Origin of the sequence: Martinezella tropici (genome assembly GCF_008370325.1) — a bacterium.
Taxonomy (GTDB): domain Bacteria; phylum Pseudomonadota; class Alphaproteobacteria; order Rhizobiales; family Rhizobiaceae; genus Rhizobium; species Rhizobium tropici_B.
Genome location: NZ_VNIP01000001.1, coordinates 112,319 through 127,907, shown reverse-complemented (window position 1 = coordinate 127,907; position 15,589 = coordinate 112,319). Strand labels below are relative to the sequence as shown.

General features: G+C 61.7%; 16 protein-coding genes. 8 read left to right on the top strand and 8 right to left on the bottom strand.

Annotated elements, in window-relative coordinates:
- The first annotated feature begins 337 nt into the window (after positions 1 to 337).
- From FP026_RS00630 to FP026_RS00605, 6 genes are all read left to right on the top strand, one after another.
- Positions 338 to 532 carry a hypothetical protein gene (locus FP026_RS00630; RefSeq protein ID WP_112511403.1) on the top strand — a complete coding sequence of 65 codons (195 nt, stop codon included), beginning with the start codon at positions 338 to 340 and terminating at the stop codon, positions 530 to 532.
- A 292-nt stretch (positions 533 to 824) separates the two neighbouring features.
- Positions 825 to 1,814, top strand: coding sequence for a P1 family peptidase (locus tag FP026_RS00625; protein WP_149632721.1), 990 nt, complete (start codon positions 825 to 827; stop codon positions 1,812 to 1,814).
- Between the two features lie 125 nt (positions 1,815 to 1,939).
- The gene (locus tag FP026_RS00620) at positions 1,940 to 3,469 is read left to right on the top strand and encodes an ABC transporter substrate-binding protein (protein WP_149632720.1); all 1,530 of its coding nucleotides are present in this window, start codon (positions 1,940 to 1,942) and stop codon (positions 3,467 to 3,469) included.
- Between the two features lie 87 nt (positions 3,470 to 3,556).
- Positions 3,557 to 4,510: an ABC transporter permease gene (locus FP026_RS00615; RefSeq protein ID WP_149632719.1), complete on the top strand. Its 954-nt coding sequence runs from the start codon at positions 3,557 to 3,559 to the stop codon at positions 4,508 to 4,510.
- Positions 4,507 to 5,373, top strand: a complete 867-nt coding sequence (locus tag FP026_RS00610; RefSeq protein WP_149632718.1) for an ABC transporter permease — start codon at positions 4,507 to 4,509, stop codon at positions 5,371 to 5,373. The genes FP026_RS00615 and FP026_RS00610 overlap by 4 nt, the downstream gene beginning before the upstream one ends.
- A gap of 23 nt (positions 5,374 to 5,396) precedes the next feature.
- Entirely contained in the window at positions 5,397 to 6,788 is a 1,392-nt protein-coding gene (locus FP026_RS00605) for an amidase (RefSeq protein ID WP_149632717.1), read from the top strand.
- Between the two features lie 21 nt (positions 6,789 to 6,809).
- Here the strand turns inward: FP026_RS00605 and FP026_RS00600 are convergent, their stop codons facing one another.
- Complete coding sequence (locus FP026_RS00600; protein WP_149632716.1) at positions 6,810 to 7,289, bottom strand: Lrp/AsnC family transcriptional regulator; 480 nt, start codon at positions 7,287 to 7,289, stop codon at positions 6,810 to 6,812.
- Between the two features lie 124 nt (positions 7,290 to 7,413).
- On the opposite strand from FP026_RS00600, the gene FP026_RS00595 reads away from it, so the two are divergent.
- The gene (locus FP026_RS00595; protein WP_149632715.1) at positions 7,414 to 8,379 is read left to right on the top strand and encodes a DMT family transporter; all 966 of its coding nucleotides are present in this window, start codon (positions 7,414 to 7,416) and stop codon (positions 8,377 to 8,379) included.
- 23 nt (positions 8,380 to 8,402) lie between these two features.
- Here FP026_RS00595 and FP026_RS00590 read toward each other — a convergent pair whose 3' ends face one another.
- From FP026_RS00590 to FP026_RS00575, 4 genes are all read right to left on the bottom strand, one after another.
- Positions 8,403 to 8,642 (bottom strand): hypothetical protein, encoded by a 240-nt coding sequence (locus tag FP026_RS00590; protein ID WP_149632714.1) that lies wholly within the window; start codon positions 8,640 to 8,642, stop codon positions 8,403 to 8,405.
- A gap of 137 nt (positions 8,643 to 8,779) precedes the next feature.
- Entirely contained in the window at positions 8,780 to 9,634 is an 855-nt protein-coding gene (locus FP026_RS00585) for an NlpC/P60 family protein (protein ID WP_149632713.1), read from the bottom strand.
- 16 nt (positions 9,635 to 9,650) lie between these two features.
- Entirely contained in the window at positions 9,651 to 9,995 is a 345-nt protein-coding gene (locus tag FP026_RS00580) for a MarR family transcriptional regulator (protein WP_149632712.1), read from the bottom strand.
- Positions 9,996 to 10,367: 372 nt separating this feature from the next.
- Positions 10,368 to 11,759, bottom strand: a complete 1,392-nt coding sequence (locus tag FP026_RS00575) for a leucyl aminopeptidase family protein (RefSeq protein WP_149632711.1) — start codon at positions 11,757 to 11,759, stop codon at positions 10,368 to 10,370.
- A gap of 166 nt (positions 11,760 to 11,925) precedes the next feature.
- Here FP026_RS00575 and FP026_RS00570 point away from each other — a divergent pair, with 166 nt between their 5' ends.
- Entirely contained in the window at positions 11,926 to 12,753 is an 828-nt protein-coding gene (locus FP026_RS00570; protein ID WP_149632710.1) for a tetratricopeptide repeat protein, read from the top strand.
- A 34-nt stretch (positions 12,754 to 12,787) separates the two neighbouring features.
- On the opposite strand, the gene FP026_RS00565 is transcribed toward FP026_RS00570, so the two are convergent.
- The 3 genes from FP026_RS00565 to FP026_RS00555 all read right to left on the bottom strand — a co-directional run bounded on the left by FP026_RS00565 (position 12,788) and on the right by FP026_RS00555 (position 15,581).
- Entirely contained in the window at positions 12,788 to 13,432 is a 645-nt protein-coding gene (locus tag FP026_RS00565; protein ID WP_149632709.1) for a LysE family translocator, read from the bottom strand.
- A 142-nt stretch (positions 13,433 to 13,574) separates the two neighbouring features.
- Complete coding sequence (locus tag FP026_RS00560) at positions 13,575 to 14,552, bottom strand: type II secretion system F family protein (RefSeq protein WP_149632708.1); 978 nt, start codon at positions 14,550 to 14,552, stop codon at positions 13,575 to 13,577.
- Between the two features lie 21 nt (positions 14,553 to 14,573).
- Positions 14,574 to 15,581 (bottom strand): type II secretion system F family protein, encoded by a 1,008-nt coding sequence (locus FP026_RS00555; RefSeq protein WP_149632707.1) that lies wholly within the window; start codon positions 15,579 to 15,581, stop codon positions 14,574 to 14,576.
- Positions 15,582 to 15,589: the final 8 nt, after the last annotated feature.

Genomic DNA, 15,589 nt, shown 5'->3' with positions numbered 1-15,589 from the left:
AGGCTCGGAATTTTATTTTCCTGATCGTCGATATTTTGACATCTTTCGGAATATGTTTCTGAAGATGAAATCGCTATTATCCACTAATACAGTAGATAATAGTTCACCCAATCGCGGTGCTCCGTCATCGGAGCTCCAGCAAGTACAACGCCAACTGAGGAAGTGACATGCTGAATACTAAAGTCATCGCTTCGATCCTTCGGCGGTCCGTGCTTGGCAATGACCGCTCGGGCGCACTCTCCCGCCCGCGCTGTCGAATGTGACGTTCGTCCTCCCTACCGGAATCAAACAGTCAATTCGCCATATCTGCGCGTGAGTGCGCAGTGGGAGTCTATTTATGAAGAAGCAAGTTATCGAATACGCCGGCGTTCCCGTCGGCATCGTCGTTCCCGACCAGGATCGGCTCAAGTTCATCGCTGTCAAATACCATGTCCATGATCTGGACGAGCAGCGTTTCAGAAACGCGGACGAAGTGAAGCTTGCGATCCGCGATCTCCTCTCCCGCCAACAAGCCAAGCCAATCCATGTTTGATGGATCGGCTCGCCTACGCTTTTACCCAATTCAATTACCCGCCCTCGTGGTTCGAGACGGCCTTGCAGGCCTCCTCTCCATGAGGGCTGGTCTTTCGCACTAAGCCCGCTCGTCGACACTCCGTCGATTCGCCGCATTCTCTCCGCTCTCATGGTGAGGTGCGCAGGCTGAAAGCCGAAGCCTCGAACCATAGGCGCGGCCCCGGCGCCCGCAAACCCATCTTGTCTTTTCCCCCTCTTTACGGTCCTATCGCCATGACGACCTCGCGCTCGAAACGGCGAAGGATTTTTCATTGGCTGATCATCTCAATCTTCTGACCGATGTCGAAGGCGTCGCCGTCGGTCACGCCACCGATCTTGCCCTCGGCTCCGGCGTCACCGCCATCATCTTCGATGAGCCGGCCGTTGCATCCTGCACCGTTCTCGGCGGCGCGCCGGGCGGGCGGGATGTGGCATTGCTGGATCCCGCAATGACGGTGGGTACGGTGGATGGGCTCGTGCTTTCCGGCGGCTCGGCCTTCGGGCTCGATGCCGCCGGCGGCGTGCAGGCGGGCTTAAGGGACATCGGCCGCGGCCTCAAGGTCGGCGATGCGCTGGTGCCGATCGTGCCGCAGGCGATCCTGTTCGATCTCATCAATGGCGGCAAGAAGGATTGGGGGCTACACTCGCCCTATCGCGATCTCGGCTACGCAGCCTTCAAGGCAGCGAACAAGGGCTCCTTCGGGCTCGGCACTGTCGGCGCGGGAACCGGTGCCACGACGGCAACGGTAAAGGGCGGGCTCGGCTCGGCAAGCGCCGTCAGCAGCAAGGGATACAGGATCGCCGCCATCGTCGCAGTTAATGCGCTTGGAACTGCCACCATCGGCGACGGCCCGCATTTCTGGGCGGCGCCCTTCGAGGAGAACGGCGAATTCGGCGGCCTCGGCATGCCGCAGGTAATCGATTCACGCCTGCGTTTAAAGGGCACCAACATCACTGCCACGACCATCGGCGCCATCGTCACCGACGCCCAACTGACCAAGGCGGAAGCGCATCGCCTGTCTATCTGCGCTCACGACGGATTTGCCCGCGCGCTTTTGCCGACGCATCTGCCGCTCGATGGCGATACCGTGTTTGCAGCCTCCACCGGCAAGCACGCCCGTGACGACATGCCAAGCTTCATGGAACTCTGCCACCTCGCCACTATCGTGATGGCGCGCGCGATCGCCCGCGGCGTCTACGAGGCAACGGCATTGCCGATCGAGGGTGGGCAGCACGCATGGCGGGATCGTTTCGGCTGGTAACAACAGATCTCACCGCATAAGCACAAATTTTCGGAATTGTGTGTGCGTGTGCGAGATGACACTATCATGAAAAAGGCCGTGTGTCGGAGGAAAGCCGAGCTCGCGGACAATGCAAGGGAACAAAGATGACGAAGTTTTCACGCCCGAGGCTGGGCGACGTCGCGCGCCGGCTTGCCTTTGGTGCTACAGTTTCTGCCGGCCTGCTACTGATGGGGCTGACCCCCGCCGAAGCCGCGAAGACGACGCTCAATCTCGGCATGAGCGTCGAGCCGACAGGGCTCGATCCGACGATCGCCGCCCCGGTCGCGATCGGCCAGGTCACCTGGCAGAATATCTTCGAAGGGCTGGTTGCCATCGACCAAAACGGCAAGATCGTGCCGCAGCTTGCCAAGAGCTGGGAGATTTCGCCCGATGGGCTGACCTATGCGTTCAAGTTGCAGACCGGCGTGAAATTCCATGACGGCCAAACCTTCGATTCGGCGGCCGCCAAATTCACGCTTGACCGGGCTCGCGGCGCCCAATCCGTCAATCCGCAGAAGCGCTTCTTTGCAACCATCGCCTCGATCGACACGCCGGATGCGGAAACGCTGGTGCTGCATCTTTCCTCGCCGACCGGCAGCCTGCTCTATTGGCTCGGCTGGCCGAGCTCCGTCATGGTCGGACCGAAATCCTCCGCCAACGACAAGACAGCGCCCGTCGGCACCGGCCCGTTCAAATTCTCCTCCTGGACGAAGGGTGACCATGTCGACCTCGTCAAGAATCCCGATTACTGGAACAAATCGGTCGACGTGAAGCTGGAGAAGGTGACCTTCCGCTTTATCGCCGATCCGCAGGCGGAGGCCGCCGCACTCAAGGCCGGCGATGTCGATGCCTTTCCGGAATTCGCCGCGCCTGAGCTCATGAACTCCTTCGAGGGTGATACCAGGCTGACGACCAAGATCGGCAATACCGAGCTCAAGGTCGTGGCCGGCATGAACAACACGCGCAAGCCCTTCGACGACAAGCGCGTGCGCCAGGCGCTGATGATGGCGCTCGACCGCAAGACGATCATCGAAGGCGCATGGTCGGGTCTCGGCACGGCGATCGGCAGCCACTACACGCCGAACGATCCCGGCTACAAGGATCTGACCGGCACGCTGCCCTACGATGCCGCCAAGGCGAAGGCGCTGCTGGCCGAAGCCGGCTACCCGAACGGCTTCACCTTCACCATCAAGACGCCGCAAATGGCCTATGCGCCGCGCAGCACCCAGGTGATGCAGGCAATGTTTGCCGATATCGGCGTGACGATGAATATCGAGCCGACGGAATTCCCGGCGAAATGGGTGCAGGACGTCTTCAGCGGCCACAACTACGACATGACCATCGTTGCCCATGCCGAACCGCTCGATATCGATATCTATTCGCGCGATCCCTATTACTTCAACTACAAGAACCCCGATTTCAATGCGCTGATGAAGAAGATCCAGCTCACCGCCGATCCCGCCGAGCAGAACAAGCTCTATGGAGAGGCGCAGAGCATTCTTGCCGAGGATGTGCCGGCCCTCTTCCTCTTCGTCATGCCGAAGCTCGGCGTCTGGGACAGGAAGCTGAAGGGTCTCTGGGAGAACGAGCCGATCCCTTCGAACGTGCTGACCAACGTCTCCTGGGAAGATTGAGCTCTTTTGCCTGCAGGCGCGGATGGGCGGATCGCTTCGCCCGCCGCAAATCATTTCGATGCCGGCTTGATCGGCCACGGACATGCTATGATCGTATTGCTCACCCGCCGGATTTTCGGACTGATCCTGACGCTGATCGCAGTCTCGCTGCTGGTCTTTGCCGTCATGGCGCTGCTGCCGGGCGACCCGGCCGCCATCACGCTCGGCACTTCGGCGACACCGGAAACACTGACGGCGCTTCGGCATGAGATGGGCCTCGATCAACCTTTGATCATCCGCTACGGGCAGTGGCTTGCCGGCGCGCTGACGGGCGATCTCGGCAGATCCTATACATATGGCGTACCGGTTGCCGGCCTGATTGCCGAGCGGCTTGTGGTCACCCTGCCGCTCGCCGCTCTTGCCATCCTGCTCTCCGTCCTCGCCGCCGTACCGCTTGGCGTCGCGGCAGCCGCCAAGCGGTACGGCTTCTTCGATATCCTCGCAACGCTGTTTTCTCAGACAGGCATTGCCGTGCCGGGTTTCTGGGTCGGCCTGCTGCTGGTGCTTTTGTTTGCCACCTCGCTCGGCTGGATGCCGGCCGGCGGCTTTCCCGGCTGGAGCAGCGGCGCGTGGCCAGCCCTGAAATCGCTCGTGCTGCCCGCCATCGCCTTGGCCCTGCCGCAGGCGGCAGTGCTGACAAGGGTCGCGCGCGCCGCCGTGCTCGACACGCTGCATGAGGATTTTGCCCGCACCGCGACCGCCAAAGGCCTGTCGCGCAGCCGCGTGCTCTGGGGGCATGTGGTGCCGAATGCGCTCGTGCCGGTGCTGACCATTCTCGGACTGCAGTTCACCTTCCTGGTTGCCGGCGCCGTGCTGATCGAAAACGTCTTCACCCTACCCGGCCTCGGCCGCCTTGCCTATCAGGCGCTCAGCCAGCGCGATGTCATCGTGCTTCAGGATGTCGTGCTGTTCTTTGCCGGCCTCGTCATCGTCGTAAATTTCCTGGCGGATCTTTCCTATCTCGCCATCGATCCCCGACTGCGGGCGGGAGGAGCACGATGATTACAGCCGAAGCCAGAGCTGCGGCCCGACCCTCTCACCGTCGTTTTCGTATGCTGCTACGGGCTAATCTCATGGTTGGCGCGCTGATCATCCTTGCGCTTGTCTGCCTCGCCGTCATCTCGCTGTTCTGGACGCCGGTGCCGCCGGCGAAGATGCAGATCACCCATAAGCTGCAGCCGCCCTTCGGCTTCGGCCTTCTCGGCACCGATCAACTCGGCCATGACGTCCTGTCGATGCTGATGGCCGGCTGCTGGAATTCGCTGTCGATCTCCGTTTCTGCCGTCGCGATCGGCGGGACGCTCGGAACGATCATCGGTGTTTCCGCCGCCGCCGAACGCGGCCTGTTCGAGGCGCTGGTCATGCGCGCCTGCGACGTGATCTTCGCGCTGCCACCAATCCTTTCGGCCATGATCCTCGGCGCATTTCTCGGGACCGGGCGCTCGACGGCCATTATCGCTATCGCGGTCTTCATGGTGCCGGTCTTTGCCCGCGTCGCGCTCGGCTCGGCCCTGCAGGCCTGGAGCCGGGACTATGTGCTGGCGGCGCGCGCGATCGGCAATACGCAGCTCGCCATCACGCTGCGCCATGTCCTGCCGAACATCATGGGCAGCATCATCGTCCAGGCGACGATCCAGCTCGGTCTTGCGATCCTGACCGAGGCCGGGCTTGCCTTCCTGGGTTTGAGCGTGCCGCCGCCAGCACCGACCTGGGGCCGCATGCTGGCCGACGCGCAGACCTATTTCCACGTCGCGCCGTGGCTGGCCCTGCTTCCGGGCCTTGCGATCGCGCTCACCGTCCTAGGCTTCAACCTGCTCGGCGACGGGCTGCGCGATCTCCTCGACCCCCGCGAGGCGACACGCTGATTGAGACATAAAGAGTATAGATCATGACCGAACCGACCGATCTTTCCATCCGAGACCTCAGGCGCAAATTTGCCGACAAGAGCCTGTCTCCCAGCGAATACTGGCTGTCGCTGGAACAGCATATCGAGGCATGGGAGCCGACAATCGCTGCTCTCTATGCCTATGATCCCGAGAATGCCCGCAGGCAGGCGGCCGCCTCCACGGAGCGCTGGGCGAAGGGCGCACCGCTTGGGACCTTGGACGGCATTCCGGTGACGCTGAAGGAGCTGATCGCCACCAAGGGCCAGCCGGTGCCGCTCGGCACGGCCGCCGTCGAGCTTGTTCCTGCCGCCGAGGACGCGCCGATTGCCGCCCGCATGCGCGAGGACGGCGCGGTGATTTTCGCGAAAACCACCTGCCCCGATTACGGCATGCTTTCCTCCGGCCTCTCCAGCTTTCACAAGCTCAGCCGCAATCCGTGGGATCCCAGCCAAAATCCGGGCGGCTCCAGCGCCGGCGCGGCAGCCGCCGCAGCAGCCGGCTACGGACCTCTGCATATCGGCACTGACATCGGCGGCTCGGTGCGGCTGCCGGCGGGTTGGACCGGCATTTTCGGCTTCAAGCCGAGCCATGGCCGCATTCCGGTCGATCCCTATTATGTCGGCCGATGCGCCGGGCCGATGACCCGCACGGTCGAGGATGCCGCCCTCTCCATGGCGACGCTGTCGCGTCCGGACTGGCGCGACGGCACCAGCCTGCCGCCGAACGAGATCGACTGGATGGATCTCGATATCGACGTCAGCGGCATGAAGATCGGCCTGATGCTGGATGCCGGCTGTGGACTGCCGGTCGATGACGAGGTGCATGACGCGGTCATTGCCGCTGCCAGGCGCTTCGAGGAAGCGGGCGCCGTCATCGTCGACGTCGCGCCGGTGCTGACCCGGCAGATGCTGGATGGACTCGATGTCTTCTGGCGCGCGCGGTTCTGGGGCGACATCATGGGGTTGAGCGAAGAACGCCGCAACTCGATCCTGCCCTATATCCATAGCTGGGCAAAGGGCGGCGCCGATGTCAGCGGCGTCGATGCCGTTCGCGGCTTCAACCAGACGATCGAGATGCGCAAGAGCTGCGGCAGGCTCTTTACGGAAATGGACGCCGTGCTTTCGCCGACCAACCCGATCGTCTCCTACCCCGCCGAATGGGCCTCGCCCACCAACGACCCTGCGCTGCCCTTCGAGCACATCGGCTTCACGGTTCCATGGAATATGTCGGAGCAGCCGGCCTCGTCGATCAATTGCGGCTTCTCCCGCTCCGGCATGCCGATCGGCCTGCAGATCGTCGGCCCGCGCTTCGGCGACATGCTGGTGCTTCGTCTCTCCAAGGCCTTCGAGGACTGGTCCGGCGGCGTGACGAACTGGCCGAAGCGGCCGGGATGAACAGCACGTAAGGACAGCCGGTTAATCCCGCGCCAATGGCACGGAAAGACCGACCTTCACCCGGTCCATGGCAACGAGCGATTTGAATTTCGTGACATTCGGATTGTCGTAGAACAGACGCCGCGTCAGCGCCTCATAGGCGGACATGCTGGCCACGACGACGACAAGCACGAAATCGGCTTCGCCGGTGACCTGATAGCATTGCTGAACTTCCGGCGCCTCCAGGAAGCTGCGCTTTATCGCATTGATCAGGTCGTAACGCTCGTTTGCGATATGAACCTCGACGATGATGGTGATCGGCAAACCCATCGTTACCGGGTCGATGACGGCGATATTTGCCTGAATGACGCCGCTCTCCTGCATGCGCTTGATGCGCCGCTGCACGGCAGGCGCCGAGAGATTGATCAGTTCACCGATCTTGCGCTGCGGAACGGTGTTGTCCTTCTGAAGAAGATCGAGAATCGCCAGGTCGAATTCATCGAGATCGGTGGGTTTGCGCATTTCAAAACATCCTTACCGCAAAGAGGAAACAAAATTGCATGGAAACCGTCAAAATGGAGCCAAATACTCTTTCCGCATGTACTAGCTTTGCGCCACACATCACCTGACTTGCAAAGGCACGAGAATGTCACAGCCGGATACCGATTACGATACGGGCGCCGCGGATCTTGGCGAGAGGGCGGGTTCAAACCGTCATGCAGTCGGCAAGACGAGCTCCGATGCCTCGAAAGGGTTCCTTTTCGGGGTCGTGGCGATGCTCCTTGCGGCACTGGCCATGAGCATTTCCCCAAGCCTCGTGCGCCTGGCCGACGTCGGACCTTTCGCCAGCGCATTCTGGCGCGTCTTCCTGGCGCTGCCCATCCTCTGGATCTGGATGCGATATGCGGAGGCTTCGGATGTCACGGCACCTCGCGCCAGCTTTACGCTGCCGACCATTCTCGCCGGCATCGCCTTTACGGGTGACCTGTTCTTCTGGCACCTCGCCATCATGCGGACGACGATCGCCAATGCCACGTTCTTTGCGACCATGGCACCGCTCTGGGTCGTCATCTTCGGCTGGCTTCTTCTGCGGCAGAGGGTCGATCGCACCACGCTGATCGGGCTTCTCGTCTGCCTTGCCGGTGGCACGGCGCTGGTGGCGCAAAGCCTTGCATTCAATCCGAGTCGCGCTGTCGGCGACGCGCTGGCCATCATCACCGGCGCCTTCTTCGGCCTTTATTTTCTGGCGGTCGGCGCGGCGCGCCCAAAAACGAATGCAGCACGCGTCACCTTCGAGCTCAGCATCATAACCTCGGCGATCCTGTTTCTCGTCGCCTTCTTCTTCGAACCGCGGATATTGCCGCAGTCGATCTCGGGATGGTGCGTGCTTCTGGCGCTGGGTCTCATCAGCCATGCCGGCGGACAAGGCCTGCTTTCGGTGGCGCTCGGACGATTGCCGACCGTTTTCTCCTCGCTCGTCATTTTCCTGGAATCGATCGCAGCCGCGCTTTTCGCCTGGTTCCTGTTCGGCGAAAACGTCACGCTGATACAGGCCCTCGGCGGCCTCGTCATCATCGCCGGGATCTGGATCGCCCGGCCGCGCACGCCGTAAACCGACCGTTCGGGTGCCGTCGCCTACAAGGTAGCGGCACCCTTTTCTTTGATGTCGGCGTGAAGATCGTGCAACGCCTTCTCGATCACCCGCAGATCATCCTGCAGGCCATCATCCGCACTCATCGAGCTTTCGCTGCCGGCGCGCTGGATGGCCCGAGCCTCGCTCTGCAACTCGCGCAGCCTGTCGACCTTGCCGCTCTTGCGCATGTGGCTGTCGAGCAGAATATCCCGGACCGTCTTTTCCATTGCCGTGATGGGCATGTGTGCTCTCCTCTCGATAGGATATCTCGATCAAAGAGATAACGAGCGAGAGAAAGAGCGGTTCCAGGGCACTGCAACTCTTTGAAATGCTGCATAATTTTCTCCTTAAAACGATTCCGATTTAAGGAATTATGCAGTCAGTCGACGAAACGGCGATAACCCGTCGGCTGTTCGTAGAGCCAGCCGATGCGCTCGACGGCAGCGGCAAAATTCTCGCGAGCGACGGTCATGGTGTGTCCGTTGGCGTGGACGATGGTTTCCGGGTCTTCCATGATGGCGACGTGGCCCTTCCAGAAGACGAAATCGCCGCGCTTCAGTTCGTCGCGAGTAATCGGCTGGCCGAGGCCAGCGGCTTGCATGTCTGTATCGCGTGGTGCTGCGCGGCCCGTCATCGACAGCGCCAGTTGCACGAGGCCCGAGCAATCGATGCCGAGACCTGAGCGGCCGCCCCAGAGATAGGGCGTCTCGATAAAGCGCAAGGCGACGTCGACGAAATCGCCGCCCCGGTTGTCGCCGATCGGCTGGACATGCTTGGCGAAGATCGCCGTGCCGTCCTCCAGGACGACATAGTGATTGCCGCGCGCCTCTGCCGGGCCGGTCACATGCACGAGGCTGCCCATGGAGAGGATTGCGGCATGCGGCTTGCGCAACTCCGGCTCGGGATAGAGGAAGGTGCGTTGTGGAATGACGATATGGGTCGGCGCGGCCGCGCCTTCCTTGATCGCCGTTTCCGGGAGATAGCCGACATAGCCGTCGGAGAGTGCCTTTACCCAGCACCAGCCATCGCGGAGTTCGAAAACCGTGACCTCCTCGCCCATCAAAAGCTCGGTATCGATGCCCGAAGCAAGATCCGGCTTGGGCCGGAGCGCGATGACCGGTACCGTGACGCGTGCGCTGCTGCCGTCGACGAAGCGCTCGGCCTCGACTTTACCTTTAAGAGAGGCCTCGGCGAGATCGGGCCTGAAAGCATTGAGGCGGCGGTCGAGCGTCATGACGAAATTCCTGAGGTTACAGTTTGCGGCCGTGCTCGATGACGAGATCGCCGAGTTTTTCAAGATAGAGCGCGCCGGTGACCGTACGCTTAATGATGACGTTGCGGCGATCACGCTCGTCGCGCACGCGATCGACCAATCCCATCACGCCCATGGTGTCGAGCGCCCGGGTGATGACCGGCTTGGTGACGCCGAGCGTCACGGCAAGGCCACGCACGGTATGCGGCGGCGGCACGAGATAGATCTGAAGCAGGATCGCCATCTGCCGCAAGGTCAAATCGTGATCCTCGCGGCGCACTTGAGCGAGCGTCACGCCATGCCAGAGGCCGAGAGCCTGCGAGGCAGAGAGTTCAAGCGGCAAGGGCAACCCCGAAATTCGTTACGCTGCCGTTCCAGTTTCGGCCAAGATCGTGGCGGTTTCAAGGGGTGTGTAGGTGCCATTCGATCCAGTGGAAGAAAATGCGCGGCAATATGGCCCGTAAAACTCGAGGAGAGTGTACCCCCTCTGTCACTTCGTGACATCTCCCCCACAAGGGGGAGATCGTTGGGAGTTTGCCGCTCGTCACTCGTAAAACAATGGGCTGCAAGTTCGGCAGACTCGATGTTTATTTGAGCCAAGAACACCCCACGAGTTACCAATCTCCCCCCTTGTGGGAGAGATGTCGCGGCAGCGACAGAGGGGGTTCAGAGGTTCGGCATATTCAAAAGCCCACCTACCTGCAACAACAGCGACCTACCGCACGCTCTGCCTGATGTGATGATACAGCGCCCGGATCGCCTGGGCCTCGCCGCCGCCCGGCGAATGCGGCCGTTCGCTCTGCGCCCAGCCGTAGATATCGAAATGGACCCAGCTCGGCGTCCTGGTCACGAAGCGCTTGAGGAACAAGGCTGCCGTGATGGAGCCGGCCATGCCGCCTGATGGGGCATTGGTGATATCGGCGAATTTCGTGCGGATATCCTTGTCGTAGCCCATGTAGAGCGGCATGCGCCACAGCGGATCGTCCGTTTCCAGGCTCGCCTCTGTGAGATCATGTGCCAGATCATTGTCATCGGTGAAAAAGGGCGGCAGGTCGGGGCCGAGCGCGACGCGGGCAGCACCTGTCAGCGTCGCCATGTCGATCATCAGGTCCGGCGCGTCCTCATCGGCATAGGCAAGCGCATCGGCCAGGATCAGCCGCCCCTCGGCATCGGTATTGTCGATCTGCACGGTGAGGCCCTTGCGGCTCCTATAGATATCACCGGGGCGGAAGGCGTTGGACGAAATCGAGTTCTCGACGACGGGAATGATGACACGCAGGTCGACCTTGAGCTTGGCGTCCATGATCATCAGCGCCAGGCCCATGACGTTCGCGGCACCGCCCATGTCCTTCTTCATCAGCAGCATCGAGGAGGAAGGCTTGATATCGAGGCCGCCGGTATCGAAGCAGACGCCCTTGCCGACCAGCGTGATGCGGCGATGCCCCTTCTTGCCCCAGCGCAATTCCAGGAGACGCGGCGCATCGGCGCTCGCACGTCCCACAGTATGCACGAGCGGAAAATTCTCCTTCAGGAGATCATCGCCGATGATGACGGACATTTCCGCCTTGTAGTGTTCGGCAAGCGCCCGGAAGGCAGCTTCGAGCTGCTCCGGCCCCATATCGTTGGTTGGCGTATTGATGAGATCGCGCGCCAGGAACACGCCGGCGAGCTGGCGCTTGATGTCGGCGGCGTCGGCATCGCGCGGGATCATCAGCGTCGGCGCCGGCGCCTTCTCGGACTTGTAGCGCTCGAAACGATAGCTGCCGAGGCCGAAGCCGAGCGAAAGCCGGTTCGCCGTCAACGGCGCCGTCTCGACATGCCAATCGCCTGCCGGCAGGCTGCGCGCGAGCCTTCCCGTCAGGAAGGGCTGTTCGGACGGATTGGAGCCGAGCCCGAACAAGGCCCCGCCCAGATGCCCGTCGGCCGTCGGGATCAACAGCAGCGAGCCGCTTTCCGCCTTGTAGCCGGCCCTGCGAGCCCAATCGAGCGCGATGGGATCGATGGTGCCGGTCTCGATATGTGCCGGGGTGACGGCAAAGATCGGCAGCGTCGCACCACCCTTCGAATTAAAGGGCGTCGCACGCTCGATGTATTGGTAGGGGGCCATGACTATCCTTTGACGATGATTTCAGAGAATCGGGAACTTCAGGGAATCGAGAGTTAACCGTCTGTTAGGGTTAACAGATTATTGCTGGAGCGAACATTGCGTCGAACCTTTCCCTGTTCCGATTCTAGGCCTCGCGCAAGATTTAAGGAATTCAGGGATAAGCGAAATGCCCGCCGTTTCAACCGCGTCTTTATTTAGAACCCTTCTTTTCCGGGGCGCTTCTGCAGCACTTCTGGCGCTGGCGCTCGCAAGCTGCTCGACGACCGGAAAAGACCGGATGACGACCGGTTCGGTCCCCAAGACATCGAACTCCCTCGACACGATGAACGGCGCTGATCTGGCGCGGGCAACGGCCGCGTATGGCAAGGCCTATGACGCCAATCCGAAAGATCGCGACGCCGGGGTCAACTATGCCAATGCCTTGCGCATAAGCGGCCGCAACGACCAGGCGCTCGCCGTCATGCAGCAGGTGGCAATCGCCAATCCGACCGATCGCGGCGTACTTGCCGCCTACGGCAAGGCACAGGCGGCGGCGGGCCAGCTGGACGCAGCGCTGTCGACCATCGACCGCGCGCAGCTGCCGGACCGGCCGGACTGGCGCCTGGTTTCCGCGCAAGGTGCCATCCTCGACCAGCTCGGGCGCTCCGCCGATGCGCGCGCTAAATATCGCGACGCGCTGGTGCTGGCACCCAACGAGCCGACCATTCTTTCCAATCTCGGCATGTCCTACGTGCTGACCGGAGACCTCAAGAACGCCGAGAACTACCTTCGCTCGGCCGTTTCGCAGCCGGCCGCCGACAGTCGCGTGCGACAGAACCTGGCGCTGGTCGTCGGCCTGCAGGGCCGCTTTGCCGACGCGGAACAGATCGCGCGCCAGGAGCTGACGCCGCAGCAGGCCAACGCCAATGTCGCCTATCTCAGGGGCATGCTGGCGCAGCGGAATTCCTGGCAGAAGCTTGCCGCCAGCGGCGACGCCAAAAAGGCTGTCGAATAAATACGGTCAAAGAAGCGCTCGGCCACCTCGATCCTCAACGCCAGAGATGACGCGGCAAGCCCTCGGCCACCAGCCGCGCTCCGAGCGCGCCAATCACGACGCCGGCCACGCGGTCGATCCAGAGCTTGGCACCAAGATAGATTGCGCGCGGGCGGTTCGACGAGAAGGCGATCGTCACCACCGTGTACCATCCGACTTCGACCAGAAAGACCGCCGGCGGAACGGCAGCCAGCAGCCACGGCGCAGGAGCCGCCGGCAGGAGGGCTGCAAAGATACTGCCGTAAAAGATGGCGGTCTTCGGATTGCTGAGCTGGGTCCCGAGCGCAAAGAGGAAATTGCGCGCTGCGCCCGCTGCCTTCGGCGTCGCAGGTGAATCGATCGGAAGGTCATGCGCCGCGCCGCGCCAGATGCGGATGCCGACATAGATCAGATAGAGACCGCCCAAGACTTTCAGCGCCAGATACAGCCATTCGACCTTCATCAGCAGGGCGCTCAAGCCGAACAGGGCCAAGGTCGCGAAAATGACGCTGCCTGTCCCCATGCCGAAAGCTGCGGCAAGCCCCGCCTTTCGCGAGCGGGAAACGGCAATACGGGAGACAAGCACGAAACTCGGACCGGGACTGACGGCCCCGATGAAGACTGCGGCTATAACGCTCAGAAACACTGCCATGGACGACATGCGGCACCTCCCGATATGGCTGGACATCCTTGTCACCGGTGGGCGGCAGCCTCCAGGGCATGCCGAGGATTTCCGCTTCCGGCTGTCTGCGACCTCGGATCGAAGATTAATCATGTCCACACGCGGCAGGCAAGGCGATGGATCAGAACTTGTCCATGGCCTGGATGATCGCCGGACCGAGAATGACAGCCATCAAGACCGGCAGGAAGAAGATGATCATCGGCACAGTCAGCTTCGGCGGCAGGGCGGCTGCCTTCTTCTCCGCTTCGTTCATGCGCTCGTCGCGGCCTTCCTGCGCCATGACGCGCAGCGCCTGCGAGAGCGGTGTGCCGTAGCGCTCGGCTTGGATGAGCGCCTGCGTCACCGATTTGACGAGCTCGATCTGGGTGCGGGCGGCAAGATTGTCGAAGGCCGTGCGGCGATCCTGCAGGAAGGAAAGTTCGGCCGTCGTCAGAACCATTTCCTCGGCGAGCGGCGGGGACTGCTCGGCCATTTCCTCGGACACGCGATGCATGCCAGCTTCGATCGATATGCCCGATTCCACGCAGATCAGCATCAGGTCGAGCGCATCGGGCCAGGCGCGCTTGATCGACTTCTGGCGCTTGGTCATCCGGTTGGAAACATAGATATTCGGCGCATAGAAACCGAGATAGGCGGTGCCGATGACGCCGAGCAGGCGGATCGGCAGGGGCTTTGCGGCAAACCAGCCGAGAACGAACACCAGCACGATCGCAGCCGCCAGGAACAGGAACGGCAGAAAGAACCGCGCAACCAGAAACATGTTCAACGCGTTTTCGGACCGCAGACCAGCGGCCCGCAGGCGATTCATGGTATTGGCATCAACCAGCGCGTTTCGCAGATTGAAGCGCTCGACGATCTGCCGGGCGTTTCGATTGTTATGGCTGCGCAGCGATGCCTTGCCGGCATCGGCACTCAGACGCGCCCGTTCGCGTGCGCGGATCTGCTCGCGCTCCGTCGATACGGCCTTCATGCGCTTGTTGAGATCGCCGCGCTCCAGCAGCGGCATGGCGATCGTATAGAAGGTGGCAAAAACGGCAATGGCAACGACGACAGCGAGAAGGGTGCCGGGATCGGTCAGCTTGGCGGCCAGATCGGACATAGGCTACGCGGCTCCTTCCGCTCAGATCTCGAAATTGACCATGTTGCGCATGATGAAGATTCCGAACGACATCCAGATACCGGCTCCGAGCAAGATCAAATGGCCGCGCGGATCGGTGAACAGGATCATCATGTATTGCGGCGACGTCAGATAGACGAGCAGCATCACGATGAAGGGCAGCGCGCCGATGATGACGGCGGATGCCTTTGCTTCCATCGACAGCGCCTGGACCTTCGCCTTCATTTTCTTGCGGTCGCGCAGCACCTTTGCGAGATTGCCCAAAGCTTCCGACAGGTTGCCGCCGGCCTGGGCCTGAATGGTGATGACGATCGAGAAGAAATTCACTTCCTGCAGCGGCATTTGGTTTGTCATGCGCGCGCAGGCTTCGGACATGCTGAGACCGACCTGCTGCGCTTCGACCACCCGGCGGAACTCCGACTTGACCGGATCGCGTGCCTCGGCGGCCACCAGCCGCACCGCATCGTTGAGCGGCAGGCCCGAGCGAAGGGAGCGGGTGATGAGATCGAGCGCGTTCGGAAATTCTTCGAGAAATTTGTTTTGCCGGCGCTTGATGAGGAAACCGAGAATCCAGCGCGGCAGGCCGAAAGCGACGGCAAAGAACAGTCCCAGGATGACCAGGGGCGGAGCGCCGACAATGAAAAAGATCAGCACCGCGAACAGGCCGAACAGCACGCTGAAAACGTAGAAGCGCGACGGTGTCAGCGACAAACCAGCCTGCGACAGGCGCGCTTTCAGCGACTGCTTTTTCTTGGTGTTTTCGGACTGGCGACGCTCCAGATCCTTGAGCGAGTCCTGAACGGATTTGCGCCGCTTGGACATTTCCTGGACTCGGTCGCGCGCCGCTTTGACCTTCACACGATCGGTTTCGGCCTGCTTGACCCGATTGACACGGCTTGCGGTCTTCTTCTGGGCCTCGATCCGCGAATAGAGAACGCCGTAGCAGACGGCAGCAGCAGAAACCGCCGTCAGCAGGACAATCAACAGCACTATTGGATCGACACCGAACATCGTTAGCC

What these genes read in the sequence shown, in the direction of transcription:
- FP026_RS00630 (WP_112511403.1), top strand. Translation starts at nt 338, where the DNA reads ATGAAGAAGCAAGTTATCGAATACGCCGGCGTTCCCGTCGGCATCGTC.
- FP026_RS00620 (WP_149632720.1), top strand. Translation starts at nt 1,940, where the DNA reads ATGACGAAGTTTTCACGCCCGAGGCTGGGCGACGTCGCGCGCCGGCTT.
- FP026_RS00615 (WP_149632719.1), top strand. Translation starts at nt 3,557, where the DNA reads ATGATCGTATTGCTCACCCGCCGGATTTTCGGACTGATCCTGACGCTG.
- FP026_RS00610 (WP_149632718.1), top strand. Translation starts at nt 4,507, where the DNA reads ATGATTACAGCCGAAGCCAGAGCTGCGGCCCGACCCTCTCACCGTCGT.
- FP026_RS00605 (WP_149632717.1), top strand. Translation starts at nt 5,397, where the DNA reads ATGACCGAACCGACCGATCTTTCCATCCGAGACCTCAGGCGCAAATTT.
- FP026_RS00600 (WP_149632716.1), bottom strand. Translation starts at nt 7,289, where the DNA reads ATGCGCAAACCCACCGATCTCGATGAATTCGACCTGGCGATTCTCGAT.
- FP026_RS00595 (WP_149632715.1), top strand. Translation starts at nt 7,414, where the DNA reads ATGTCACAGCCGGATACCGATTACGATACGGGCGCCGCGGATCTTGGC.
- FP026_RS00590 (WP_149632714.1), bottom strand. Translation starts at nt 8,642, where the DNA reads ATGCCCATCACGGCAATGGAAAAGACGGTCCGGGATATTCTGCTCGAC.
- FP026_RS00585 (WP_149632713.1), bottom strand. Translation starts at nt 9,634, where the DNA reads ATGACGCTCGACCGCCGCCTCAATGCTTTCAGGCCCGATCTCGCCGAG.
- FP026_RS00575 (WP_149632711.1), bottom strand. Translation starts at nt 11,759, where the DNA reads ATGGCCCCCTACCAATACATCGAGCGTGCGACGCCCTTTAATTCGAAG.
- FP026_RS00570 (WP_149632710.1), top strand. Translation starts at nt 11,926, where the DNA reads ATGCCCGCCGTTTCAACCGCGTCTTTATTTAGAACCCTTCTTTTCCGG.
- FP026_RS00565 (WP_149632709.1), bottom strand. Translation starts at nt 13,432, where the DNA reads ATGTCGTCCATGGCAGTGTTTCTGAGCGTTATAGCCGCAGTCTTCATC.
- FP026_RS00560 (WP_149632708.1), bottom strand. Translation starts at nt 14,552, where the DNA reads ATGTCCGATCTGGCCGCCAAGCTGACCGATCCCGGCACCCTTCTCGCT.
- FP026_RS00555 (WP_149632707.1), bottom strand. Translation starts at nt 15,581, where the DNA reads ATGTTCGGTGTCGATCCAATAGTGCTGTTGATTGTCCTGCTGACGGCG.